The sequence below is a fragment of the Bacillus sp. BD59S genome, from assembly GCF_007363175.1.
In the GTDB taxonomy this organism is placed as follows: Bacteria; Bacillota; Bacilli; order Bacillales; family Bacillaceae_G; genus Bacillus_A; species Bacillus_A pacificus.
This window is the reverse complement of sequence record NZ_CP034684.1, coordinates 1-25,135: the sequence shown is the minus strand read 5'-3', so window position 1 is coordinate 25,135 and position 25,135 is coordinate 1. Positions and strand designations below refer to the sequence as shown.

The 25,135-nt window shown below is 35.6% G+C and carries 27 protein-coding genes and 1 pseudogene; 20 read left to right on the top strand and 8 right to left on the bottom strand.

The features are described 5' to 3' along the window. Positions 1–5: 5 nt before the first annotated feature. The 15 genes from EKQ63_RS00150 (at position 6) to EKQ63_RS00080 (ending at position 12,519) form a co-directional block, all read left to right on the top strand. The gene (locus EKQ63_RS00150; protein ID WP_143880490.1) at positions 6–395 is read left to right on the top strand and encodes a protein YqbG; all 390 of its coding nucleotides are present in this window, start codon (positions 6–8) and stop codon (positions 393–395) included. After that, positions 395–787 carry a DUF3599 family protein gene (locus EKQ63_RS00145; protein WP_143880489.1) on the top strand — a complete coding sequence of 131 codons (393 nt, stop codon included), beginning with the start codon at positions 395–397 and terminating at the stop codon, positions 785–787. Before EKQ63_RS00150 ends, EKQ63_RS00145 begins: the two co-directional genes overlap by 1 nt. After that, on the top strand, positions 772–1,263 hold the full coding sequence (locus tag EKQ63_RS00140; RefSeq protein WP_100771650.1) for an HK97 gp10 family phage protein: 492 nt from the start codon (positions 772–774) through the stop codon (positions 1,261–1,263). The genes EKQ63_RS00145 and EKQ63_RS00140 overlap by 16 nt, the downstream gene beginning before the upstream one ends. A gap of 2 nt (positions 1,264–1,265) precedes the next feature. Next, entirely contained in the window at positions 1,266–1,667 is a 402-nt protein-coding gene (locus EKQ63_RS00135) for a phage tail terminator family protein (protein WP_143880488.1), read from the top strand. Positions 1,668–1,681: 14 nt separating this feature from the next. After that, positions 1,682–2,146 carry a phage major tail protein, TP901-1 family gene (locus EKQ63_RS00130; RefSeq protein ID WP_143880487.1) on the top strand — a complete coding sequence of 155 codons (465 nt, stop codon included), beginning with the start codon at positions 1,682–1,684 and terminating at the stop codon, positions 2,144–2,146. A 65-nt stretch (positions 2,147–2,211) separates the two neighbouring features. Continuing rightward, positions 2,212–2,628 carry a tail assembly chaperone gene (locus EKQ63_RS00125; protein ID WP_143880486.1) on the top strand — a complete coding sequence of 139 codons (417 nt, stop codon included), beginning with the start codon at positions 2,212–2,214 and terminating at the stop codon, positions 2,626–2,628. 77 nt (positions 2,629–2,705) lie between these two features. Beyond that, positions 2,706–2,966, top strand: a complete 261-nt coding sequence (locus EKQ63_RS00120) for a hypothetical protein (protein WP_143880485.1) — start codon at positions 2,706–2,708, stop codon at positions 2,964–2,966. A 15-nt stretch (positions 2,967–2,981) separates the two neighbouring features. Beyond that, a complete protein-coding gene (locus EKQ63_RS00115; RefSeq protein WP_143880484.1) occupies positions 2,982–5,708 on the top strand; it encodes a phage tail protein in 2,727 nt (908 codons plus the stop codon). Beyond that, a complete protein-coding gene (locus EKQ63_RS00110; RefSeq protein ID WP_143880483.1) occupies positions 5,708–6,589 on the top strand; it encodes a phage tail domain-containing protein in 882 nt (293 codons plus the stop codon). The genes EKQ63_RS00115 and EKQ63_RS00110 overlap by 1 nt, the downstream gene beginning before the upstream one ends. Positions 6,590–6,600: 11 nt before the next feature. Further along, positions 6,601–8,898 carry a tail tube TT1 domain-containing protein gene (locus EKQ63_RS00105; RefSeq protein ID WP_143880482.1) on the top strand — a complete coding sequence of 766 codons (2,298 nt, stop codon included), beginning with the start codon at positions 6,601–6,603 and terminating at the stop codon, positions 8,896–8,898. 8 nt (positions 8,899–8,906) lie between these two features. After that, positions 8,907–10,235, top strand: coding sequence for a BppU family phage baseplate upper protein (locus EKQ63_RS00100; RefSeq protein WP_308902478.1), 1,329 nt, complete (start codon positions 8,907–8,909; stop codon positions 10,233–10,235). Between the two features lie 14 nt (positions 10,236–10,249). Next, positions 10,250–10,921 carry a hypothetical protein gene (locus EKQ63_RS00095; protein ID WP_143880481.1) on the top strand — a complete coding sequence of 224 codons (672 nt, stop codon included), beginning with the start codon at positions 10,250–10,252 and terminating at the stop codon, positions 10,919–10,921. Between the two features lie 98 nt (positions 10,922–11,019). Beyond that, positions 11,020–11,253, top strand: a complete 234-nt coding sequence (locus EKQ63_RS00090) for a hemolysin XhlA family protein (protein WP_097851804.1) — start codon at positions 11,020–11,022, stop codon at positions 11,251–11,253. Between the two features lies 1 nt (position 11,254). Beyond that, on the top strand, positions 11,255–11,458 hold the full coding sequence (locus EKQ63_RS00085; protein ID WP_143880480.1) for a hypothetical protein: 204 nt from the start codon (positions 11,255–11,257) through the stop codon (positions 11,456–11,458). Beyond that, positions 11,455–12,519 carry an N-acetylmuramoyl-L-alanine amidase gene (locus EKQ63_RS00080; protein ID WP_143880479.1) on the top strand — a complete coding sequence of 355 codons (1,065 nt, stop codon included), beginning with the start codon at positions 11,455–11,457 and terminating at the stop codon, positions 12,517–12,519. Before EKQ63_RS00085 ends, EKQ63_RS00080 begins: the two co-directional genes overlap by 4 nt. A 40-nt stretch (positions 12,520–12,559) precedes the next feature. Here the strand turns inward: EKQ63_RS00080 and EKQ63_RS00075 are convergent, their stop codons facing one another. The 5 genes and pseudogenes from EKQ63_RS00075 to EKQ63_RS00055 all read right to left on the bottom strand — a co-directional run bounded on the left by EKQ63_RS00075 (position 12,560) and on the right by EKQ63_RS00055 (position 16,851). Continuing rightward, positions 12,560–12,871: a contact-dependent growth inhibition system immunity protein gene (locus EKQ63_RS00075; RefSeq protein ID WP_000923399.1), complete on the bottom strand. Its 312-nt coding sequence runs from the start codon at positions 12,869–12,871 to the stop codon at positions 12,560–12,562. Between the two features lie 16 nt (positions 12,872–12,887). After that, positions 12,888–14,306: a WXG100 family type VII secretion target gene (locus EKQ63_RS00070; protein ID WP_143880583.1), complete on the bottom strand. Its 1,419-nt coding sequence runs from the start codon at positions 14,304–14,306 to the stop codon at positions 12,888–12,890. 194 nt (positions 14,307–14,500) lie between these two features. After that, a pseudogene (locus EKQ63_RS00065) lies at positions 14,501–15,106 on the bottom strand (S-layer homology domain-containing protein); the annotation flags it as partial. 141 nt (positions 15,107–15,247) lie between these two features. Next, positions 15,248–15,589, bottom strand: a complete 342-nt coding sequence (locus EKQ63_RS00060) for a YolD-like family protein (RefSeq protein ID WP_061403132.1) — start codon at positions 15,587–15,589, stop codon at positions 15,248–15,250. Continuing rightward, positions 15,586–16,851: a Y-family DNA polymerase gene (locus tag EKQ63_RS00055; protein ID WP_000272608.1), complete on the bottom strand. Its 1,266-nt coding sequence runs from the start codon at positions 16,849–16,851 to the stop codon at positions 15,586–15,588. Before EKQ63_RS00055 ends, EKQ63_RS00060 begins: the two co-directional genes overlap by 4 nt. Before the next feature lie 258 nt (positions 16,852–17,109). On the opposite strand from EKQ63_RS00055, the gene EKQ63_RS00050 reads away from it, so the two are divergent. The 4 genes from EKQ63_RS00050 to EKQ63_RS00030 all read left to right on the top strand — a co-directional run bounded on the left by EKQ63_RS00050 (position 17,110) and on the right by EKQ63_RS00030 (position 20,185). Next, complete coding sequence (locus EKQ63_RS00050) at positions 17,110–18,102, top strand: S-layer homology domain-containing protein (RefSeq protein WP_143880477.1); 993 nt, start codon at positions 17,110–17,112, stop codon at positions 18,100–18,102. A 377-nt stretch (positions 18,103–18,479) separates the two neighbouring features. Next, complete coding sequence (locus EKQ63_RS00040) at positions 18,480–19,034, top strand: hypothetical protein (RefSeq protein WP_143880475.1); 555 nt, start codon at positions 18,480–18,482, stop codon at positions 19,032–19,034. Between the two features lie 65 nt (positions 19,035–19,099). Beyond that, positions 19,100–19,690, top strand: a complete 591-nt coding sequence (locus EKQ63_RS00035) for a DUF3967 domain-containing protein (protein WP_143880474.1) — start codon at positions 19,100–19,102, stop codon at positions 19,688–19,690. 258 nt (positions 19,691–19,948) lie between these two features. After that, the gene (locus EKQ63_RS00030) at positions 19,949–20,185 is read left to right on the top strand and encodes a hypothetical protein (RefSeq protein WP_143880473.1); all 237 of its coding nucleotides are present in this window, start codon (positions 19,949–19,951) and stop codon (positions 20,183–20,185) included. A gap of 296 nt (positions 20,186–20,481) precedes the next feature. Here EKQ63_RS00030 and EKQ63_RS00025 read toward each other — a convergent pair whose 3' ends face one another. The 3 genes from EKQ63_RS00025 to EKQ63_RS00015 form a co-directional block, all read right to left on the bottom strand. Further along, a complete protein-coding gene (locus tag EKQ63_RS00025) occupies positions 20,482–20,739 on the bottom strand; it encodes a hypothetical protein (protein ID WP_143880472.1) in 258 nt (85 codons plus the stop codon). Between the two features lie 118 nt (positions 20,740–20,857). Beyond that, on the bottom strand, positions 20,858–21,232 hold the full coding sequence (locus EKQ63_RS00020; protein WP_143880471.1) for a DUF5388 domain-containing protein: 375 nt from the start codon (positions 21,230–21,232) through the stop codon (positions 20,858–20,860). Between the two features lies 1 nt (position 21,233). Further along, positions 21,234–22,055 carry a ParA family protein gene (locus tag EKQ63_RS00015; protein ID WP_071715615.1) on the bottom strand — a complete coding sequence of 274 codons (822 nt, stop codon included), beginning with the start codon at positions 22,053–22,055 and terminating at the stop codon, positions 21,234–21,236. A gap of 1,642 nt (positions 22,056–23,697) precedes the next feature. Between EKQ63_RS00015 and EKQ63_RS00005 the strand changes: the two genes are divergently transcribed. Further along, a complete protein-coding gene (locus EKQ63_RS00005; RefSeq protein WP_143880470.1) occupies positions 23,698–24,810 on the top strand; it encodes a DUF4238 domain-containing protein in 1,113 nt (370 codons plus the stop codon). Positions 24,811–25,135 lie beyond the last annotated feature (325 nt).

Here is a 25,135-nt window from a genome sequence, read left to right as displayed (position 1 = left end):
TAAGTATGGCACTTATTACTGCTCAAGAATTAATAGATTACACTGTACTGCCTGAAGTGAAAAAACGTCCTGTTCCTTTATTAGAGCAGGACATACTTGAGGCAGATACAGAGATTTATAATCTCTCTAAAATAGATTTTAGTGATAAGACGAAATATCCTGAGGTTCCAGCAGAAGTGAAGTTAGCATGTAAGAAATTGGCCCAGTATTACGCTTCAACCAACAGTGATACAAATGCTATGAAGGGGATTAAGTCTGAAAGCATCGGTGGCGGTGATTACTCCTATACAAAGGATAGCGCGAGTGTAACGAAACCTTCTGTTTTGTATCTCCTGCAGAAATTCATGAATCATAAAGGGGAAAATAAAGTTACATTCAACATGAGGATAATTTAATGTCTCTTCAAGGTATGTTTGTTCACGGATGTGATATTTATCATTTGCAGAAGGAAACAAAGTCTGGGAAGTACGGGCAACCAGGAGAAGCGGTTTATTCATACAAAGATACTCCTGATATAGCAGAACAAAGTTGCTACTTTGCAGAGAATGTGGCAGTTGCTAGACCTACTGCAATACAATCTGCACCGAACCAGTTAAATGAACAGCATACACGAGTGCTATTTATGCCTGGTACAGATATAAAACATAATGACAAGGTGATCAAGAAAAACACTAATGTCGTTTATTATATACGCAATCCCTTTCCAGTAGTGCATCCACTTACTGGTGAGGTTTCACATATAAAAGCCACTGGGGAGAGGAAGAGTGAGCCATGGCTAGCCAAATAACGACTAGAGGATTTCGTGAGTTCAGTGCTAAGTTGAACCGTATGGCAAATGGATTAGATAGGAACGTTGCTTTATGGCTTGAAGCTAGCGGATTTCAATTTCTAGAAGAGGTACAAAATCAAATCATTTCATTAGCAGTTGTAGATACAAGACGACTGCTAAATTCATTTGATAAAGGTGCAGACGGAAATGTATGGCGTTCCTCCGATGGTGGATTAACATTAGAGATTGGCAGTAATTTGAGCTACGCAAAGCTCCAAAATGATGGGTGGCAGCAGGTGAGAAGGTTCGTTCCGGGTAGGTGGGAAGGACATAATTTTGAATATGATCCACATGCACCTACTGGAATGATGCTAACTGCCAAATTCATAGAAGGTCGTCCTTACTGGGATAATGCAGTAGCGATATATGAGCGTATGTTCCAACGTTCATTTGACCGCCAATTTAAGCAATGGGTACAGAATGGAGCGAGATAATTATGTATGAGCAAATACATGGTTCCATGAAAGCTTTTGTATACGACAGTTTACCTGCTAATACATTCGCTTATCATGATCAAGTTCCAGAAGAACTAGTTATTCCATCGGTATATTATCCGATTTTATCTATAAATGATGATAAAATTTCAAAAGATCATTACACCTTACTATACACAATGGTAGTAAGGTTTTTTAATGCAACGACAGATAAGGCAATGCAAGCAGTAGAAAAGGTTGCTAACAAAATCAGAAGTAACGGTTACACAGTACATCTGCGAAATGAAGATGGTAGCGAATCGATTGATACGATTTATTTTCGAAGAGTAACAACGGCTCCAAGTGGAGTTGGTTCCGCGCAATTAACGATGATTTTCGAATACCAACAAGCCTATGCAAATTAAGGAGTGTGATATATATGGCTGAAACACCTGGAACAGTTAAGAATAAAATGTACCGTGGTGATGAGTTTATTATCGCTGCAAAAATAAATGATCAGACCAATCAATCTGTATTAGTAAGGCCATTTGACCAAACTGAGGACTCTCATAATATTGAAGCTGATGAAATTGAAGCAGAGTCAAAAGATAGATCGTATTCGGATTATGGAAAAAGAAAAGAAACTCGTTCGTTCTCTTGTACGTTAGCAGAAGGGGACCCATATTATCCTGCTGTTAAGGCTGCCATTAGAAATGGTGAATATATGGAGATTTATGAAATTAATATGAGAACGAAAGAAGCAGAAGTTGGTAACTATATGATTACTTCTTTTGAACGTTCTTCATCTAACGGTGAATTTGTTTCTTATTCAGTGGAAGTAAAATTATCCGGATCTGTAAGAACAGAAACGCTTACAGTAATCCCTAAAGGTGCAGGTCAGTAAAGGGCGGTTTTTACCGTCCTTTTTAAATTTGAAAATAACATCCAATTAAAAGGAGATTGATATAAATGCGTTTTGAAATCGATAAAAAGGAATACGAATTAAAACTTACTTTTGGAAACATCTATGAATTAAATAAAAAATATGAGGGCGGTTCAAACGAAGTTGTAATGGCTTGTATGCAAGGAGATCTAGAGTTGTTTGTGGATGCTATCTACTTTGGATTAATGCATACAAAAGAAGGATTTACACGCGAAAAAGTCATGGAGAACATCGAAAAACAATTTGAAGAGGGGAAAATTTCTCAAGAATTCATTGAAGAACTTTTAAATGAGGTGGTAGCAGAAAGTACTTTCTACCAAAAGACAACAAAAAAGTTGAGAAAACAAATGAAGAAGCAGTATCTAGCCAAGAATCCAGAAGCAGCGGAGAACCCAGAGATGATGGAAATGGTAGAGGAAATGTTCGGGAAGGTCGAGGAATAAGAGAATTTACTCGTGAGGACTTAGACAAAGTTCAACAAGATGGGTTTAGATATTTAAAATTATTGCCTAGCGAGGTTATGGAGCTTACCCCTCGTGAATTCGAAAATTTGATGATAGGCCGGAATGAACAACACCTTGATGAGTTGCAAACAAATAGCGTATTTGCACTGATGATGCGTGTAGCTTATCATCATGACCCTAAAAAGAAATTAAAACCATCTGATCTATTCGACCGCAATAAGTTGAATGGAGAAAATAATCAAGATTTAACGATAGAAGAAAAAATGCAAAAAGCGCAAGAGCATATGCAGTTCTTACAAACTCTCAACTTCAATTAGAAAGGAGGGAGAGATTTGGCCACACAAGAAGAATTAGTTGTTCAGTTTAGGGCTGAAACTGATCAAATGCGTCGTGAGATTCAACAGATGCGTCGTGAAATGAACGATTTTGTTACATCAACCAGTCGAAGCTCTAGAGAATATCGACGTAGTATTGAAAATATGGGGAATGCTAACAGTGAATATAGTCGACGATTACGGCAAATGAAATACGAACAACGAGAAGCTATGAAGCCTCATATTGAAGAACTAAAACGAACTAAACTCGCTTATTTAGATGCTGCTATGAGCATGGCAACATACTCTGGTAGCGCCCAGGATTTAATTGCTCAAGTTAACAAAATTGGTAAAGCAGAAAAAGCCGCGAATGATGAAATTATGAAACTAGACAGAATGAAACAAGCTAGTATTTTGCAAACCATCGGTATGTTGAACAATATGTCTACAACATCAAGTAAACTGCAAGGTAATTTACAACGTATGGGTAATCCATTATACAACGTTTCTAGAGGTGCTTTAGCAGCAACAAATGCAATGGAACGATTAGCGAATAGAAGTAGTGCTGCTCAGTTAGCTTTAGAATTTCTTGGACCTACCGCGAATATGAAGCAGTTAAATGATCAAATTCGTATTATTAACCAATCTGTTATGGGAATAGGACAAGCATTTTTAGTCGTTGGTGCTGGAGCAGTTATGTTTTATGGAAAATTGCATAAAGCTAATATGGAAATGAACCCTAAATACGCAAAAGCATATAAAGACATGATGGAGTCACTTACTGAAGCGTTACAGCCAATGAGGGATGCTTTTGCTGCTTTAATGATACCTATTTATAATTTTGTTAACACAATGGCAAAAATGGTCATCGCATTTAATGAAGCACATCCTACTTTAGCAAAATTCATCCAAGGGACAATGATGTTAGTTCCAGCCTTAACACTCCTATTGCTGCCATTAGGTGCAGGAATGGGACTATTAAAAGGGTATAGAGCGGCGTTTGCTGCTTTATGGATGCTTATTAAACCAGCGGTGATGGTGTTGGCTATGGCAAGTCCCGTAGCATGGGCGCTAGCAGCTGCCATCACAGGTTTAGCTTTAGGGTTTACTTATGCTTATAAAAATATAGAACCATTTAGGAACGCAGTAAATAACGTGATAACCTTTTTTAAAGCGTTTTGGCAAGTTTTACAAGGAAATAGTGATGGTGCAGCTAGTATGCTCACTTCACTAGGAATGTCACCAGAGAATACTAGAGCGATCATATCATTTGGTGAAACAGTTCGAGGGGTAATTGAAACAATTAAACAAGTTTTTTCGGGCTTTGCAGTATTCATGCAAGGCATTTTTGCGTTGTTCGCAGGTGATGAAGAAAACGGAACAGCATTCTTAAAATCTCTAGGGATGAATCAGGCAACAATTACAACGGTTGTTAATACTGTATCGTCTATCAAGCAAGTAATAAGCGAATTTTTAAGTGAAATCTGGTCCTTCATGACTGCGATTGGAACTCAAATAGCCCAATTTTGGTTAGAAAACGGTAGTCAGATAAAACAAGCCTTTTCCGATTGTTGGTCCATAGCGAGTGAAATAATAAAATCGGTAATGCCGATTATAGTCGCAGTTTTCCAATTTGCGTGGCCGATTATTAAAGAGATTGTGATTGGAACGCTAGAAGCGATACGTGATTTTATACAAGGAATTCTAAAAGTTATACTCGGAATCGTGAAAGTTTTTTCTTCCCTTTTTACTGGCGATTGGGCTGGAGTTTGGGAAGGGGTTAAGGAAATTTGGTTCGGAGCACTAGAAGCGATTTGGGGTTACCTGCAATTATGGGGTGTCGGGAGAGTCCTAAAGTGGCTTGGTAAATTTGGTGATGACATAGGTCGATTATTCGGCAAATTTTGGGGAGATATAAAGAAAATTTGGAATGATGCCCTTGCAGATTTATATGTATTCTTCGGTTCAAAATTAGAAACTATAACCCGTCTAGCGCAAAGTTGGGGCGGTATGTTCAAAAATTTCTTTGTTGGAATTTGGGACGCTATTATAGGTGGAATACAAAATAAAATGAATAATGTGGTTTCGGCAATTGGATGGGTACTAGGACAAGCGGTAAATACAGTCCAACGTTTTGTAGGCTATTTTTTCACAATTGGTCAACAAATAATATCCGGAATGATTAATGGTATTTATAGTTACGCCAATAAACTGATAGATCAGGTATTTAATATTGGTCGTTCCATAAAGGATACTATTACTGGATTTTTCCGTATCCACTCTCCTTCACGTGTGATGAGAGATATAGGTGTATACGTAGGACAAGGTTTAGATCAGGGAATGGATAGTATGATAAACCCGCTAGTACGTACTGCATTAGATATGGCAACTGCTGTTAAAGATGGATTTTCTAGTTTGACCGATTCAATTCAAATGGGCGATATTCTTCCTGGTAGTGTAGTAGCTTCTGTGATTCCTTCTATTTCAGGAAGTTACAATGCTCCATCGTATGTAGCTGGTGTTAATTCATCATCAGATTTCGGGCAACAAGCAATGATTAACTCCCAATCAGCTAATGTGGCAAGTCAAAATGATACTAGATTAGTGGCAGCTGCAGTTAAAAATCTAGGTGACAAATTAGATAATCTACAAGTTGTTATGGAAGGCGAAACAGTAGGACGTATTGTACGACCTCATGTAAATGAAGGGAATGCAGTCGAAAACACAGTAAGGAGGTATTTCTAATGGACGTACAAATCACAAGAATGAATGGACAAACTATGAAACTATCTGACATAAACGTCCAGGTGCAGGACTTCCGTGTGGGATCGATTGAAATGCGTCCTACCTATATAAATGTAGAGGGAGCAAACGGAAGAATCAGTACAGGATCTACTTATGGGGTACGGACTATAACCGTACCCTTTTATTTTAAAGCGCAGGATTTATTAGATGTAGCGATAACGAGGGATAAACTATTTGAAATAATATTAAGTACAGAACCTTTCTATATTCGGGAATTACGACGATTAGAGTATCAAAATGGAGATAATCTGATTGTTAGTGGCAAACGATATAAAGTAAATATCTCCGCTACATTCGATATAGATCAGCAACTTAAATATGGATTTGGTGAATTGGAATTTGAAACAGCAGATTTGCCATTTGCTGAATCGATTGGTAAATCATTAGATATTCAACGTGATGGAGTTAATCCAAGGAGTGGATTATGGGGAGCAGGTATGGGAATTATCAGTGATCCTGCTTCAAAGATATATAAGCACAAGGCCGTAGCAGGACAACAATTTTTTATTTATAATCCTGGTAATGTTCCAGTCCATCCATTTGAACAAGAATTAAAAATAACAATTAGTGACGTAGCTGGTAGTACAGCAGGTTTTATGCTTAAGAATCATACAAATCTTAGCACTGCAACAATAACGTCAGCTTTATATATTACAGACACCATTATTTACTCAGGTCCGAATATAGGTAGGAACGGGTTATCCTTTTTAAGGAATACAAAGAAGGATTTCATTGAGCTTGTACCAGGATGGAATAGTTTAGAAGTGTTTAATTGCACCTCAGCAACAATAGAGTTCGATTTTAGATTTTACTACAAGTGAGGTGATTTAATATGTATGTACGTGATTTAGAAAATATAGAGTATATAACACAAACAACTTATTTAATTGAAGAAGAATTAAATGGGAATTGTGTGTTTTCTGCAAAGATACCTCCTAATAAAGTAAATTTAACATTTCTTAATAGACTCTCAGAAATGTGGACTTTAGTTGATGATAATGAAACGGAATACAAAGTTGTTTACCTGAAGAAGCAGGGTGAAGGACAAACATTAACTGCTGAGATTAAAGCGGTACCGAAATTTTATGATGATTTCGACAATAGCCGCGTGTATGAAGAATATAATCAATCCTTTACTGCAAATGCTTGCTTTGCAACTATCTTCAATGGAAGTGGCTATGTTTATCAATTGAATGGTAGTTACAACTCTTTACAATGGGAAGGATTCGGTGGTGGATCTACCCGACTTGAAATGTTTAAAGATGCATTGAATCGTTATGGGGCAGAATTTAAGGTACTCGGCAAGGTTGTAACTGTTGAACCGCAAATCGGAGTTGACTTGAATGTCATGTACCGCCATAGATTGAATGCTTCTAATATAGTTCAAGAAGTTGATGCATCAGGATTTTGGACATACGCTAAAGGGTACGGTGATTTTACAGAAGAAGATGGATGGCAAGGTGCTAAATTGATTCGTGAGTATACATCACCGCTTGCAAGTATTCCTGGAATCGGAGTGCGTCATGCTCCACCTTTAAAAGACGGTCGCATAAAATTATCTGCAACAATGGATAGTGGTTTAAAAACAATTGTAAATGAAAGTTTAAAAATTAGCGTAACTGCTGATATACACGATTTAACGAAACAGAAATACCCGATTGCTCAGAGTGGACTTGGTGATCGGGTATTTCTTATTGATGAAAGAATTGGATTGGATGCAGAAGTACGCGTTGTAAATCGGAGTGTATTACGTGATTGGCGTGGGAATATACTGGATGTCCAATTAACGTTTGGAAATCAAGACATTACCAAAAGGTATCAGTCTAATTTAGATCATGCTGCTAAAACAATTAATGATTTGATAGAGGGGCGAGAAAAGCTCCCAATCAACGCAATGGCAACAGAGGTTGCAAACGTCACGAGTATGATTTTAGGCGTAACTAGTGAATTAGACATCACACCACAAGGATTAATTGCGAAGGATAAGAATAATCCCAATTATGTTGTAGTCTTGAATAGTGCCGGATTAGGCGTAAGTACTGACGGAGGAATGACCTTTAGGAACGCGATTACAGGCAGAGGTATTGTTGCAGAACGAATTTTAGCAGGAGAAATTAAAGGTTCTACACTGCGTACTGATAGCGGGTCTAACTACGTTCATATCGAAAAACAATTTATACGCTTGATGGAGTCGAATTTAACACGGCTATACCTTGGGTACTATACGAATTCCGTCAATCAACTACAGCCAACGATTGTATTAGGTGGGGATTCAAGTTTTCAAGATGGCTCTGTTGTTCTTAGTCAACAACCAACGCAAGGATTCTTAGGAATAATAAACGGTAAAGATTCTAACGGAGACCCGTATTTCGTAAGCTCAGTTATGTTTAGAAGATCAGGCGATTTAATCCTAAAGGGTGGCATGAATGGGTCTGTAACCGTTAACTCGGGTAAAGGTATAAATAATTACGCAAATGGTGGATCGTATTGGGTAGAAGCTACTGATGGTATCGGATTAAAAGGCGGAAATAAAAGTGTATTGATAGACAGTCGAACCGCTATTGTTTTCAGCTTAAACGAAAAAAATATGCTTGATGTAGTGGATAACAATGGAGAAACGGATTTACGATTTCAAACAGTACTACTTAGAAATGGATCAGTGCCTGGTTATGCTGGTAAATTACAAGTTAAATCCGGTTCAGGTACTTCTTATTCCCCTGTAGTAGCAAGTAATTTTGAAACTTCATCGCAACGCAAATATAAAACAAACATTCGAGATGTACAGTTCAGTGCTTTAGAAAAAATTATGGCGTTAAATATTCAACAATACAATTTGAAAACGGATATGGAACAGCTGTATGAAATGCGGATGAATCGTCAAGAAGACGAGACAGTATTAACTATAAAGGATATTACCACTAGATACGGTTGGATTGCAGATGATGAAAATAATCCTGAGTGTTTTGTTACAAAAGAAAGAAATGCCGCTGAGATATATTCATCTTTAGCTATTCAGATTAGAGCGTTTCAGGAGGAAAAGCTTGCGAAAGATAAAGAAATTGATGATTTAAAGACTAAAATCAAAGCATTTGAAGAAAGATTAGCGTTATTAGAACAAAGATTATCATAAAGGGGTGAGTGAATTTGGCAGAAATACTTAAAATAAGAGAAATAACAATTGATACTATGCAGCATAAGGAATTCAATGTAAAAGAAGAGGAACTAAAGCTCATCCGGTTTTATCAGAATGATTTAAATTCTGCCAAACTATTAATCAATGTTACTCATGACAAAGTAGTAACAGATTTTTCATCAGCAACAGGTGTACAAATTGCATTCTTAAAGCCTGATTGTAAGCGAGTATTCCAAGATGTGCAGAATGTGAATCAAATGCAGGGTAAGTACTATGTTGTTTTAAGTACACAAACTCTGATTGCCTATGGTAATGTCATTGCACAATTGAGATTCACTTTCCCGAATAACAAGGTAATTGAAACTTGTATGTTCGCATTTATAGTAGATGAATCAATAATGTCTGATGATGCGATGAAATCTACAAATGAATTTCCGGTAATTCAAAAAGCAATTGAAGCAGGTGAGAAACTTAAGAATGTAGATATTGACGGGATTATTGCAGCAGGTGAATTAGCGAAGGGGGCAGTTAAGAAATCTGGAGATACTATGACAGGTGACCTTCGTATAGAACAAGGGAAAATATTCCGATTCCTTAACGCTGCTAAAACTGCTACAGTGGCTTCCTTGGGAGTAGACGGTAACGGTATATGGTATGCATGGTCAGATGTAGCGGCACAAGGCATATTCAGATACGATCCTTCTAGTAAGTATTTCAACATGCAAGCAGACACAAACCTCGTAAAGAAAGCTGATATCTACGCTAATTTTGTACAACCTAACGGGAGAGCATTTGGGATAAATGGTTCAGACTTGGACACTATTACCTCTTCAGGGTACTACTCGGGATCTAACCTTAAAAATGCGCCTGAAGGGATGACTCAGTATTTCTATGTTGAGGTAGTCGCACATGGTACAGGGGTCCATGTCAAGCAAGAGGCAACCCTATTGAATTCTGTATCTTTTAGAAAATTCTACAGGATAATGAATAACAGTGTTTGGCAACCTTGGGTGGAGTTGACTCCTAACAGTAAAGACGGGACTACAAACTTGATAATCACTAACGATTTCACTCCTACAAGCGGGGCAGTTCAGAATATCGTTAGGAGAGGAAACTCTGTTACCTTAATGTTGGACGTAACTCGAAATGCCGACTCAACGAATCCTATAATGACAACACTTCCTGAAGGGCTACGTCCGATAGGTTCCCTCACTACAGATGTAGCATCAACCGACGGAACCATGTCTAGATTATTAATTAGATTCAACGGGGAAATCCATTTGGACACTAAAGGGAAACGTTACAGAATACTTCAGACTTTTGTGACGAACTAAAAGGAGGAAACTTTATGGCGTTACTATACGGGTATTCTTATGATGATAAAGGAAGATACACTGAAACAATTCCTTTAAAAGAGAAACCTATATACGAGAAACAAACTTTCTATCGAGAAGAAACAAAAGAGATTGTCACAGAAGAAAAACTTTGTGAGCTACATCAATCCATAGAGGACGGTACTTATGTACCTGCTCAAGAGGATGAAGATTCTCCAATCAGTAAGTATGATTGCCCTGATTGTGTAATGGAACATGTAGAGTACGAAACAATTAAAGTACCATACGAAGAAGATGTTGTTATAGGTTATGAACCGGACATTCCTGCAAATTGCACTTTAGATATTCCACCTGATGGTATCTATTATCCATTATTTAAAGATGGTAAATGGGTCAAGACGGCTGAACCGAAACCAGAGGAACCAAAGCCTGAAGAACTTTCAGAGTTAGAAAAAATAAAACAACAATTAGCTGATATTCAGAAAGAACTTGAAGATATCAAAAGTCAGAAGCCGCCAACTATTGATGAAACAGAAGTGCCAATAGCATTCGCAGCGCCTATACAAGATACACCAGATTATGAACACGAAATTAATAAAATAAAGCAAGTCATTCCGAATTTAGGAGAGCAAATTGTTGATTTGCATAGTCGAATAGCTGATTTAGAGAACAAAGAGCAGGTGTAATTAACTGGTCTTTTTATTTTGAACAAAATACGGCTTTTACAACAAACCGAAGCGTGCTTATAGCAGGCTTTTTTATTTTTAGAAAAGGAGCTGAACCAATGCAAGAAATTCAAGATTTAAAGCAAGAGATCCAACAAATTAAGTCAGATCAGAAAGATATGCAGCGGGACATTCGAAATTTAGAAACACGTACCACTGTCAATGAAAAGGACATTGTAAATATTAATAAACAGCTCGAAAAAATCAGCGCCAATACCACTTGGATTTTACGAATTATCATCGGAGCAATTGTAGCTGGGTTATTGGGGTTACTAATGAAAGGCGGCATGTAATATGTCAAAAGAGAATATCAAAAAACGATTCCGCAACTGGCGTACCTGGGTTGCGGCTTTTTCATTGGTCGGATTTCTATTTACGAAATTCGGAATGCCTGAAGCAAAGAACTTTATTGAAGAGTTGCTCCCCTATGTATTTGCAGTAGGTGTATTACTTGGTATTTGGACAGATCACGAAGAAAAAGGAGAAGATGCTGAATGAAAAAATCAATCAAACTGGCTTCCTCTGTATTTATGACTCTATTGCTCCTGTTAAGTTTTGCTACAGGAGCTTTTGCTGATAGAACGCTTATTATTCCTGATTTACCTAAACAACCATACCGTAATGGTGCTGGTGCATATGAAGGCGTTGTGGCGCATAGTACAGCAACTCCAGAAGCGTCAGCTATTAACATTCAAAAATATGAGTCTCGTACATGGCGCTCGGCATTTGTACATTACGCAGTTGATTGGAATGAAACAATCCAAATTGCTGATACGAAATACATCGCTTATGGAGCTGGACCAGGGGCGAATAAACAATTTGTTCATGTGGAGTTATGTGAAACAAGAGATTATGAAAAATTCAAACGTAGCTATGATAAATACGTGAAATTATTGGCTAAAATCCTTCGTGACCGTAAAATATCAGTAGAAAAAGGATTGTGGACTCACTACGATGTGACGAAATATCTTGGCGGTACAGATCATGAAGACCCACTTGATTACTTAAAGTCTCATGGTGTATCAGAAGCCCAATTCCGTGCTGATGTACAACGAGCATACAATAACTCTAATGTTGAAGTTTCTGTTCCTGATAAGCCATCTAAACCAGCGGAGGTTCCAACGGCTGTAACAGGTGGTATTGCTTATATTGAAGGTTATAACGTGAATTTACGTAAAGGACCTGGTACAAGCTATTCTAAGATTCGTCAGTTAAACAAACCAGAAGCTTATGTTGTATGGGCTGAAAAGGATGGTTGGTTAAACCTTGGCGGTGAGCAATGGATTAAAAATGATCCATCTTATGTGAAGTTTAGTAAGAAAAGCACAGTGGATTCTTCTATTGTAGGGAAGCGTGTTGTTTCAAAGGTTAACAATCTACGTTTCTATGATGCTCCATCTTGGCAGGATAAAGATGTTGCTGGCTCTGTAGATGCAGAATTAGGGTTTACTATTGATGCAAAAGTAAATGTGAATGGATCACCACAATACAAAGTACACAATAGTAAAGGTAAAACATACTATGTAACTGCAAATGAAGCCTATGTGTATGTGAAGTAATATGAACAAAAGACCGCCTATTAAGGGCGGTCAATTTTTACTAATTATTTTTTAATGCTTGTTTTATCGTTTTAACTGTTTGTTCAAGCCATTCTAATGGTGTTACTTCTAATCCATCAAAATATATTCCATCTGCAGAATAACGTATGTATTCATTTTTTTCTGTATTACTATAATCGCTTTGAATAAATTCAGTTAGAAAAATAACAGCATCTTGCAAATACTCTTTTGATACCTCTTCTAGTAATTCTTGGAGCGCTTCTTCATAGAAAGTATCTTGGTGAAAAGTACCAGCTAGAAATTGAAATACCTCATCATCTTCGAGATTATCGAAATTGTCTTCTAATAACATAATCTTCCTCCTATTATCAAGATGGATATCCAGTTAAAATAAAACTTCCATTTCTATCCTTCTTCAGTACAATTTTTGCATTTGACATATCTTCAACTGTTGTAGAACCTCTTATTACACCTCGTCCAATTATTTCAGTACCTTGATAACGTAAAATTAAATTATTGTCTCTTGGACTATTTAACCAACTTTGAATGCGCACTTGATTACGAGGGTTATTCAAGACGGTAGCCGCTATTTTTTCAGCTGATGCCCTATCAGTAAAAGTAGATGCACCTGCTATTCTAGTATCACTTTGTATTCTTTGCAATAGTTCTTCATCTGTTTTTCCTACATGTCGTTCAAGTAAATGCCCACCTTTAGCTTCATGTGCGGCTAGTCCGCCACCTGGAGTAAGCGAACTGCTATCACCGGGTTTCACAGTAGTGGTATTTTCTCCTGTAGCAAACTGATGGGTCGATAGCTTTTCCTCAGCTGCTCTAAAATCAGGTGTATCAAATACAGAGCGTATATTATTTCCACCAGCGAAAGCAAACTGATTACGATTGAATAAGGATGCAGCGTCTTGCAAGCTTTGATTAGCAGTTCGTGAAATCTCAGCTAATTTTGTGCCAGGGTTCAACATTGCGATTTTATCTACGCCTTTTGTTCCTACGAATAGTTGTCCAACAGCCAATATAGTATGACCGGTCGCGCTTCCGTACCATGCTGCACCACTATACGAGTCCCCATTGGTAACATCACGATTCCAAGAATCAGAAATTGTTTGTTTTATCGCATTGAACGTCTCAACTGGGTGAGAAACGGCTTCAATCGTGTTATTAAATGTGTCAATGGGATGGATAACTGCATCTGCAAGTCCTAATAATTCATCACCTATAGCGTCGCCCATTCCCTTTTTTAAGTGATAGGGGACACCTAATCCAGATTTTTCAAAAGCAGATTCGATTTCATCATCTATAGTGTCTTTTATTTTATTCACATCTTTATAAGCTGCATCGATACCATGTTTAAATTTATCATATAAAGACTCATCGGAATTTTTTACTTTACTAAGATCCTCATAAGTTTCCTTGAGACCATGCCAAACCTTGTCACGTAAAGATCCATCATTTTTCTCACTATTTAACTTACCACACATTGCTCCTTCTTTAAGGTTTTCGTCATATGAAGAATCTGTGGTACGGAATTTTTCGGCAATTCGTTTCAAATCTTCTTCCACTTGTATAATTGAATTGATAGATGTAAAAGCTTTTGGTCTCGCATCATTGAACATTTGAACGAATTGTTGATTAGAGGCACCAATCCATTGAAAACATAAACGATCTATTTCATTACATAAATTATTATGTATAGATTCTAATGCGATTCTAGTATTATTTGCACGATTAGCAACTTCTTCTAGCATTTCAGGTGTCACTTTGATTTGAACCATTTATTTCCTCCCTTTCCCCAATTAAAATTATGAGATAAAAAGAAAAAAATGTAAATACGGAAACTTTAGATTAGTATAATAATATTTATGTGAAATAAAATCTATTTATATGTGAAGTAAGGTTAAAAAAAGGTCTGCTCTAATCTGAGCAAACCTTTTTTATGTTTAATTAATAACGCTTATTTATTACGAACTGGACGGAAACTTGGTTCTTGCAAACGTGCCAAGAATGCAGCGAACTGTTCACGAGTAACTTTTGCTGTAGGTGCAAATGAGCCATCTGGGAATCCAACAGTAATGTTATTTTGAGCTAAAATTACAACATAGTCATATGCCCAATGAGTAAATGGAACATCTTTGAATCTAACGTGAGCTCCAGTCGATTTTAAATCAAAAGCCTTAACGAGTGCTACAGCCATTTCTGCGCGTGTTAATTCTCGTTCGCCAGAGAAATTAAAACTATTAGCTATGTAACCGTAATGCATTAATTTATGTGCAGCATCATAGTAATAGGAATCAGCCGGAATATCCTGGAATGTGTCCTTATAGTTATATGGCATTTTTAAATCTAACGCTTTATCTAACATTACAGCCATTTGACCACGAGTTACATTATCGCTAGGTTTGAAATAACCCTCTGGAGTACCATTGATAATTCCTCTTTCAGTTAAATAGTTAATTTCTTTGTACGCCCAATGAGTAGTTTGTACATCTGGGAATGATTTAGCACTTGCAAGATTAGGAATGAAAAATGACAGAATCATTGCAAAAGTAGTTAGTAACAGACTTGCTTTTTTCACTAAAAACACCTCTATATATTTTTATGTTAATATATTAACATTTATAACTTTATAAATAAAGTAGATTTACTGGCATCTAAACTGTTATAAAAAATGATATAGAGTCTTATAAAAAAAAGAATCCACTATGTGGATCCCTGGTTATTTTGCATCAATAATATCAATAAACTTCAAAGTCATATTATTATAAAATGCATCCGTACAAATTATAGATTTATTCAGCGGATCAATGTCAACAACGGTCATATAGTTAGTAAGCAAAAAACCACCTTCGTAATATGTAATCAGTATTTCTTCCTCAGATAACAATGAACATAATAGCATGTTCTCAATAAGTTCTTGTTCATCCTGAGTTAATATAGGTCGTTCTACCTTCGTTTTTTCTTTAACTATTTCACGGATACCAGCGAATTGCTCCGGCATCGCTGCGAATGGAGTCCATTTAACCATTCCTCTTCCCTTTGGCATATTAGCGTTGTTCATGCTTTATGTCCCCCTAACAATGTGTTTCTGTATCTTGCTGTTGCACTATTTGTATACGAAATTCCCCGTAATATGCTGTTCTTTCCAAATTTAGTGCGTATTTCGTCCATTACTTTAGTTAGTTTCATTTCTTTTTCTCGTTGTATTACATTATCGAATAGTGAGATTTGTTCTTCGCCTTCATTGATTAAGTTAGTTAAAGAAACATTGATGGTTCTAATGGGTTCCCCAGTATAAAACTCATGTAAAAAATATGTACAAATTTTATATATATCCATTGTTAAATTGGTAGGTCGGTTCATAGTATGAGTTTTTCTGAAACCACCAGCGTAATTTTTACTATAACCAATAGAAAAATGGATAGTTTGAGCTAGTTTGTTTTGCCTTCGCATTCGATAACAAACTTCCTCAATATGTTCCAGTAGAATAATCGGGAATTCTTCTATGGTGTAATCACGCATGAGTATTTGGCTTTTCCCAATAGAAGTTGTTGCTGGAACATATTTTTCTGATATACGGCTAAAATCAATGCCGTTGCTATGTAAGTGTAGTTCTTCGCCAATGACCCCAAAGCTCTGCTTTAAGTATTTCAGTGGATATTGCGCTAAGTCACCGATTGAATGAATTCCTTTTCGGTTTAACTTCGCTTCTGTCTTACCCGAAATCCCCCAAAACTTACTAAGTGGTCGAATTGGCCATAATTTTATGGGTACATCTTCGTACTTCCAGTATGCTATGCAATCTTTCGTTTTCTTTGCCTCCACATCTAAGGCAACCTTGCTCATTAAAGGATTAGGACCAATGCCTATCGTGCATTCAATTCTTGTCTTTGCATATATTTCACGTTTGAATTTCAACGCAAACTCATATGGATCGTTAGCAAACAAATGAATACTATCCGTAATGTCCATAAAGAACTCATCGATGGAATATTGGTGGAAGTCCTCTACAGGAACGTATTGCAGAGCTAATTTCGTGATGAAATTAGAGCATTTTATGTAAGTACTCATAATTGGATTTACCACAAGGATATCTTTACGTCGTGGTATTTCATACAATCTTGCCATTTTCTTAACGCCTAATGCTTTTAATGGTGGAGTTGCAGCCAAAACAATCGAACCACTCCTATTCACATCACCAACTACAGCCAATTTAGTATGAAGTGGGTCTAATCCCATTTTTATGCACGATACGCTGGCATAGAACGAACGAAGATCTACACATAAAACAATTCGATTTGGCAATATTGAATAGTCATACACCGTTATTCCCCCTAAATAACAGAACGTTAGTTCTTATTATATGCGAATGTATGTTCTTTTATGAAGAGGTTTTTTTCAAAAAAATAAAACAGAATACAAGGAAGTGGTTTTACGCTAGTTATTTTCTTAATTAAAGCAGTTCCTAACGGATAGCCCGTTGTAGTACGAAAGTCGTTGACGTCTTTTATATAATTATATATATTAATATAATGAAAAAAGAGTTATATCCGTTGTTTTATATACTTAGGAGGAATTATAATGAATTTTAAACATGTACTTGTAACAGGATTAATTACCGCTACGCTATTCGGCACAACGAATACTCATGCACAAACTGCAGCTTTCACTGATGTACCAAGTGGGCATTGGTCTGAAAGTTCTATTAACTACTTAGCTGATAAAAAGGTAATTAGTGGTTATGGAAACGGAAGATTTGGTTTTGGAGACAATGTAACTCGTGGACAAGTATCTGCGATTATTTCAAGATACCTAAAATTAGAAAACAATGGATCTACAATCAAAAATTTCTCTGATATCCATGGCCATATGTTTGAAAACAGTATTAAAGCAGTTGTTCAAGCAGGAATCATGAAAGGGGACAATACTGACAAATTTAGACCCGATGATACATTAACTCGATACGAAATGGCTGTTATCTTACAAAATACTTTTCATTTAGCTGTAAAAACAAACGACCTTTTCCATGATGTTTCAAATAATCATTGGGCAAAAGACTCTGTTCGTTCATTGTATAGTAATGGCATCACAAACGGAATTGGAGACTATCAATATGGCGGAGAAATGAATGTAACAAGGGAACAATTTGCAAAATTTATGTATAATGCAATTTTTGTAAACCCTAACTTTGTTCCTGAGTCTATTCCTCAGAAAGATGGGGATGAGCATAATTATAAAGAAATTCATAATATATTGATTGATTCTGGATTTGAAAAAACCCAATATAACTACCGATATGATAAAGATGGTAAAGCATATAATAACCTTATGACTTTTGAATTTTCTTCTGACGATGACAGAGCATATAAAATGTTTATTTCTAGTGATGATCCTGTATTAAACGAGCCTGTGAAAAAAATCCTAAAAAACCTCCTACCAACTAAAGGAGATTATCTGTACAATATAATGCAAAATCCTACTGCAAGCTCTCGAACAATAGAATTGGATGGTCGCAATGTTGAAATTTATAGGGATGGCTATCATATAAATGTTTTGCTTGGAAAACGAAAATAGTAAAAGTTACTTATAGATGATTTAAATGGTCCTTTTGCATAGGGCATTTAAAGGAGCTGCTCATAAATTGGTTTCACTGCTTATGGGACAGCTTCTTTTTTTATTTGCAAGCTTTTTTAACTGCTGATTCTATTATATCCGTTGTAGCGTTATGCGGCGGTCTATCTATTATGGTTGGTAGCCAGGAACGGGGATTCAGTCTGATTTCAAGGGCAGGTATCGGCTATATAGTTGTTCAAATGATTCCATTGTTTATGAGGTTATTTGTTGAAATTTCTAAGGCAATGTAGCGCCATCTCACTAGAAATATTTATTAATTAGGCCGTTTAATATTATATAATCAATTTATTATAAATATTAAGTGAGGTAGTTGATTTATGAAGAATTTTTGGGACACCGATAAGGTGACAGTATGCATAGGGATGTCAATAATCTATTTAGGGTTAAATACTATGTTTGGAAATTCAGAAATAAGTCCAGCTTTAGTAACTGGAATTTCACTAGCTGGTCTTTTTTTAACTTTAGCTGATTGTTTTAAAAATTTATCTGTTAACTCTAATAATCAAAAACGCAATAGATTCCTATTTTATTTAGATTTATTTTTGTATGCATTTGCAGCTATCAGTATTATTGCTTATCCAAACTTTAATTTTATAACATCTTTAGATAAACAAACTCTTGATAGAATGAGCACTACATCAAGTGTAATTGCATTAGGATTTGTGTTTATAACAATTGGTTTTAGTAATATAAGAAGTGTTTTTGATGAAAAAAGAAAGTATAGAAAAGATCTTGATGAAATGTTTGATTTATTAAAAGAACGCTCGGATAAGTATGACGAAATGTCTAATCTGGTAATTGATCAAGATAATAAAATTAAAGAATTGGAGAAACTAATTCAGGAATTTGAAAAAACTAAAGGCACAGCATAGGTTTTTTTATTGCAGGAATTTATAAAACATCATGGAATACTGTCACTAGGAGGTGTTGTGACGTTATGACGGACGAAATTGTTTATTCTGCTAGTGAAGTATACAAACGACTAGGAATAAGTGATAGCACCCTTAGAAAGTATATGGAAGTACTGTTGCGCGAGGGATTCGCAGTGAAGAAGGATAATCGCGGCAGACGCCAGTACACAGATAGTGACATTATGGTGATTGAGAAGCTAATTGAACTGAGTAAGCATGACGGTATGACGCTAGAGAAGGCAGCGAAGATGATTGCGCAGCAAATAGAAAAAGTGAATCCGGATCTGATTCAAGAAGAAGCTGAGGAAAAGGATTTGGTGCCATTCCACATTAAACAGCAATTACAGGAGCAGTACAGCGTTATGGCGCAAGAAATGAATCAAAGTATGTTAGCGATGGAGAAGCGATTGAGTGAGCAGGCGAAGCAAAGCAACGAGGAAATCAAAGCGACCGTAGAAGCGCATAATGAACGAGTGGAAAAACGATTGGAAGCGCGGGATGAGACGCTTATGAAGACATTACGTGAGATGCAAGAAACGAAGAGATTGATGCAGGAATTTCGGGATGAGGTTGCTGCAGCGAAAGAGCAGAAAAAGCCGTGGTGGAAGTTTTGGTGAGAGCAGGAAGATGCACGGCAAAATAGAGTTATAGAAAAAAGGGGATTCCTAGTTAGAGTAGGGATCCCCTTTTTTTGATACTAATAATTAGGCAATAGTGTATTAGAAGGAATCATAGAAACGTTTTTTACTAATTTAATGTATGTTTTTGTGGTTTTCAACTTTAATACGTTATATATTAATACTAAAATGTATTAGATAGCAAACAAAATATGGTAAAAATGAATTAAATATTAAAAAGTGAATGGAGAAAACAGGTTGAATAAGAAAATTTGGAAGGCAATAGGGATTATTTTTGTAATTGGTTTCGTATTTAAAACGATATCAGGATTATTTGGAGGCGAATTCCAGGAGATTGAAAGTGATGCGAAGAAGCAGGCTAAACAATCATTAGAACAGGAAATTAAAAAAGAGGCAATAGTTAGTTATAAAATTGAGGGAGTTCAGGTTATATCTGATAGTAAGGAGGATTTACCTGATAGTGATGTGAGGTGAGGACTGTCGAATTGAGAGTTTTAACTAATTCCAAAACAAGTGATGGTAATGAAGTACCTTATCCTTTTAACTTTACATATTATCAAAAAAAGGGGAGTGATGATTGGAAACCCGTAAATAGGTATAAAGAATAATTTGTTTTTCTATATCTTTTCAGCTTAAACAGATAATAGAATTGCAGTTTTTTGCTTAGTATGGTTTTTTCAAAAATACTGGCGGTACCTCATGCCCATCGACTTAAGGATTTTATAGCGTTCTCAAAACGAAAAAACGAGAAGCCCTACAAAAAGTAGGGCTTATTTTCTGTCAGAAACTATGTCAATTAGAATGTTCTGCTCATGTGCATTCAATTTATTAGTAATGTAGTAATCTAATATTTCATCAATAAGCTCATAATTTTTCATGTCTTTTATTGTGCAAATAGTTTTTATTTTATTAAGTGTTTCAGGCGATACTTTTATATTTTTTCTGTCTGCTGCTGACAATGAATTCTTTTTCTTTGTTACAGGATTATCTTGAACAGGCTTCACAGTCACTAAGTATTTTTTATCCAAATTGACCACTCCTATGTAGTATTTTAGTTCAAACTGTTAAAACAATCTTTGTGTTATATATAGAAAAAGTGGAAATATAGAAATATCCCTATTTCTAAATAGGGATATTTCTATATTTTTAAATCTCTGTTAAGAGCTTGAATTTCCGTTTCTGTTCAGCTGTTAGCTCATTTTCTACATATCTATCTATAAGCAAATCGATGATTTCATAAGCAAATTTTGTGTTTGTAAGTTTCATTAATACTTCTAATTCTTCTTTGGATTGATTAGAAATTTTAATGCTACCTTGTTGGTTTTTAAATTTCTTTTTTGATTCAGTTTTTTCGTTTCTTTTTTCTTTTCGAGTTACTTGTTTTTCTTCTGTCTTAGGTTGAGAAGGAGCAGCTGGCACTTCATTATTTTCCACTACAGCTTGTCCTTGCTCTGGTACATAAGGCTCAGTAGGTTCAAAGTTACTCTTCTTTCTACCTAGTAAACCAGGAGTTCTCGCCATTTTACACACCAACCTTCATTTTTTCGAACATATCAATACGAGATAACAATTCATCACTAATCGTTTCGTATAGTTCAATTACATTCATATCATGTCTATCTTTTTCAGTAATACCATTCACATCAAATCGTTTAATACGTTCCATTTGAGGGACGATATTTTTGAATAGGTTTTCTTCACCGAAAATTTCACGCGCATTTTCCATGATATATTCATCAACCTTACCGTTGTTTTTTAATAGAACAGGAAGAATGCCGACTACTTCAATATCAAGATCATATTGCTCTTTTAATTTGATAAGCTCATTAACATAATTCTCAGCCCCGGTTAGAGAACGTTCTTGCGTTTGCAAAGCAATTAGAACGTAATCAGAAGCTACAACGGCGTTCTTTGTAACCTCTAGCGACATTGGAGGAACATCAATAAATATGTAGTCGTATTTATGTTTGATTTTTTCAAGTAATCCTTTAAAGTAATGATCTTCTTCAGCTTCTGAAGCACAATTTTTATAAAGGAATTTTGCGAAGTCCTGGAAATCAACGTAAGAAGGAATTAAATATAAGTTATCCGTAATTTCTACTTCTAATCCATCCAAGTTACCCTCTTGTATACCTTTCATTAATGTTTTTTCAACAGTAACGATTTCATCAGGATTAAGGATTGATTTTGTTAACATTAAAGATTTTGTTGCGTTACTTTGTGGATCAAGGTCAACAAGTAATGTACGCTTGCCTTTTTTAGCAAATTCATAAGAGTTCAATACAGCATTTGTGGTTTTACCGACTCCACCTTTGTAATTACCTACCGTAATTGTAATGGCCATTTTTAACACTCCAGTTATAGTTTTTGAAATTTCCCTATATCCCTTTATAGAAATAGGGAAAAATAGAAATAGGGAAATAGGGATATTTCTAACTATAGAAATAGGGATATTTCTATATCTTCAAAGAAATTATAACAATGATATTTGGGTTATGCAATAGAATCATAGAGTTAGTAATTAATAACAAAAACGTTGGTATTAAAAGATTCCTTTAATGTATGAAGTAGAGAGAGAGAAGAAATAAATATGTAATTTCGTAGAGTAATTTGGAAAAGAAAAAATATAGAAAATAGGGAAATATAGATATAGGGAAAAGGGGAAATATCCCTATATCTATAAGTGGAAATAGGGAAATAGGGAAATAGGGATATTATTAAAAAAGTACGCAAATTCGCTGTTTACAAAGGGTAACGCTTGTTGTAACGTAATAAACAACAAGCAACATTCTACAAAACAAAACACAATTTGATATTTTACATAAACGAAGATCATGAAGATTGAAAGATATAAAAAAACAATTGAATATGAACACAAAACAAAAAGCCACTCCCGTATGCTAATGGCTACCAACCTTTAGCGGGAATGACTTGCTCTAGCAAGTGTACCACCACTTGACTAGAAAAAACTGTATTAACCGACAGTGTTAACGTTTAAGTAGTGTACCACCACTAACCTTAAACAACTATGCCTTTTCACGAGGCTTCTTTGATATACCCATTTTATCTATTGTTTGGATAAATATCAACTAGTAAATGCTAGAATTGATTATTTTGTAGTCCAAAAGATATATAACGGGCATCTCTAAACCTAGAAGTCTTGTGAATGTACAGGCCATTTAGGAATTGGAGATGCCTTTTTGTTTTGGTTCGCGTGGAATTGCCTGAAACCACGTAAATAAAAACTGATAAGCCGTAATTCCGTGCTGCTATACATATAGGAGGAACGTGTTACGCGCGTGGCTAGCTGTTGGTCGTGCAGGGGGTACAGAGTATGCGCCTACAAAAACAGCACCCCTCATCGGAATCCTGTTCTTCTGGTGAGGGTGGGTGAGAACTTACCCAGGGACGATTCTCTAAAAGGTTCGGGTGGTTATCGTTAGCATTACGGTGCTAGGGAGTACATTCAGTTTGTCGTGTAGGGACGATATTACAAGGACAAGCCATAGAAAAAGGATGTATGCGGTGAAAATCGCTGAGTGAACAGGGTCTATACATACGGATACCTTATAAGTGACCGCATGGCGAAAACAAGACGCTTATCCATCTATTTTGATCGATTACTTTTTTGTAGTCTTTCAAAGTAGGGGATAAATCTGCCTTCCAGCCGTATTCCATAATCGTTCCCACATGATAAAGACCCTAAAGACCTTCAGTCAAGAATAATTGCGAAGAAAAGCAGAAAAACATGAGATTGTTTAAGCTCTGGGGGAATTGCTTACTAAGATAGAGGAATAAATAAAGAAATTACAACTTACTTGGTTAGAGGATAAGGGGATGGATGGTAGAATAGGCCTTATTGCAAGATTTGGTTTTACACATCTGGTATAGTACGTGAAATTTTTAGGTAACATAGTATTAGATTATGTTTTTAATATGTGTTTTAGTATTATAGTAAACGTATTTTAGTATAAGGTAGGGGAAATATGGCGGAAAAAAATAGACAACATTATGTTCCACAATTCTATCTAAGGAATTTTTCAACTACAGCTAGATCTATAAGTACTTTTCATATTGTTAAGGCTAAGTATATTCCAAATGCTTCAATAAAAGATATGTGTCAAAAGCATAACTTTTATGGTTCAGATAATGAAATTGAAAATTTTTTAGATAAAGAGATTGAGCGAAAAGCTGCGATTATATTAAAAGGGATTTTGGAAACTGATACTTTTCCTAGAAAATCTACAGAAGAGTATAGGCATTTAATTAGATTTTTACTTGTTAGTGAGGGTAGAAATTTGAAGTTTGCAGATTCCAATAATAATATGGTTGATTTTATTATGAAGACTATATTAAAAAACAGGCCTGAATTTAAAGATGCTGATTTGGATGATATTACAATTGGGTTGAAGCAATCCGCTATTTTAGGTATACAACTTTCTTTAGAAATGGTCCCGGTTTTAATGGATTTAAAGCCGCTTTTAATTATAGAGAAAACTGGAGCTAGAAAGTTTATAACGTCAGATAACCCTTTAGTTAGGTATAACTCATTTTATGTAAATAAAGGTTACGAATCTGGTTTTGGTTATCCAACTAGAGGTATACAATTATTTTTCCCTATTTCTCCTGAAAAATGTATTTTACTATATGATCAGCGTGCTTATGATATTCCAGATGAGAATAATGGTATTTTGATATTAAAGAAAGCTAGAGAAGTCGATAAAATAAATGACTTACTGTATTTAAATGCTTATAATAATGTTTTTTTTAATCAGATTACAAAAAGTAATTATGTTGAAAAAATACATGCTAAAAATATGAGTGAACCAAAAACTAAAGAATTAGATAGAGAAATTTCTATTTTTCAGTCTTTTGATACGAATAAAGAATTACTACAATTTAGTAGAAATAGCGTGAGGAAAAATATAAATTTTTCTTGGATTAAAATTTCGGGTTATGCAAATAGTTTAGAAATTCCAGACCATATAGGTGGAATTCATAGAACGGAATCTCCATTCATTAGAAATGAATTAAATCGAAGAGAAGAAGAAGCGGCAAAACATCAACCTTCATTTAATTTCGAGATGATTCAACGTTAAATGGTGTATCGCCAGCATTTTGGAAAAAAACCACGCTAAGAGCATGCAAGATTCTATACAGTTTTTTGGCTAATCTCATTAACAAGCAAGAACCCGAAAACCGCGCCAGAATAGGAATGTATAAAAAAATGCATAGAGCCATAGAACAAGAAAAGGAGATGCCTTTGTGAGAGTAAGGGAACCTCTTTGTCCTTGCTGCCGATAATGTTGCGTTATGTTAACTTTACATGTATAGAATATACAGTTATAACTCAAGTCACTACTAGCCTTCTTCCAATGGTATAATAAGGAAAAGTAGACAGGGCGGTGTATCGATTGAGAATAT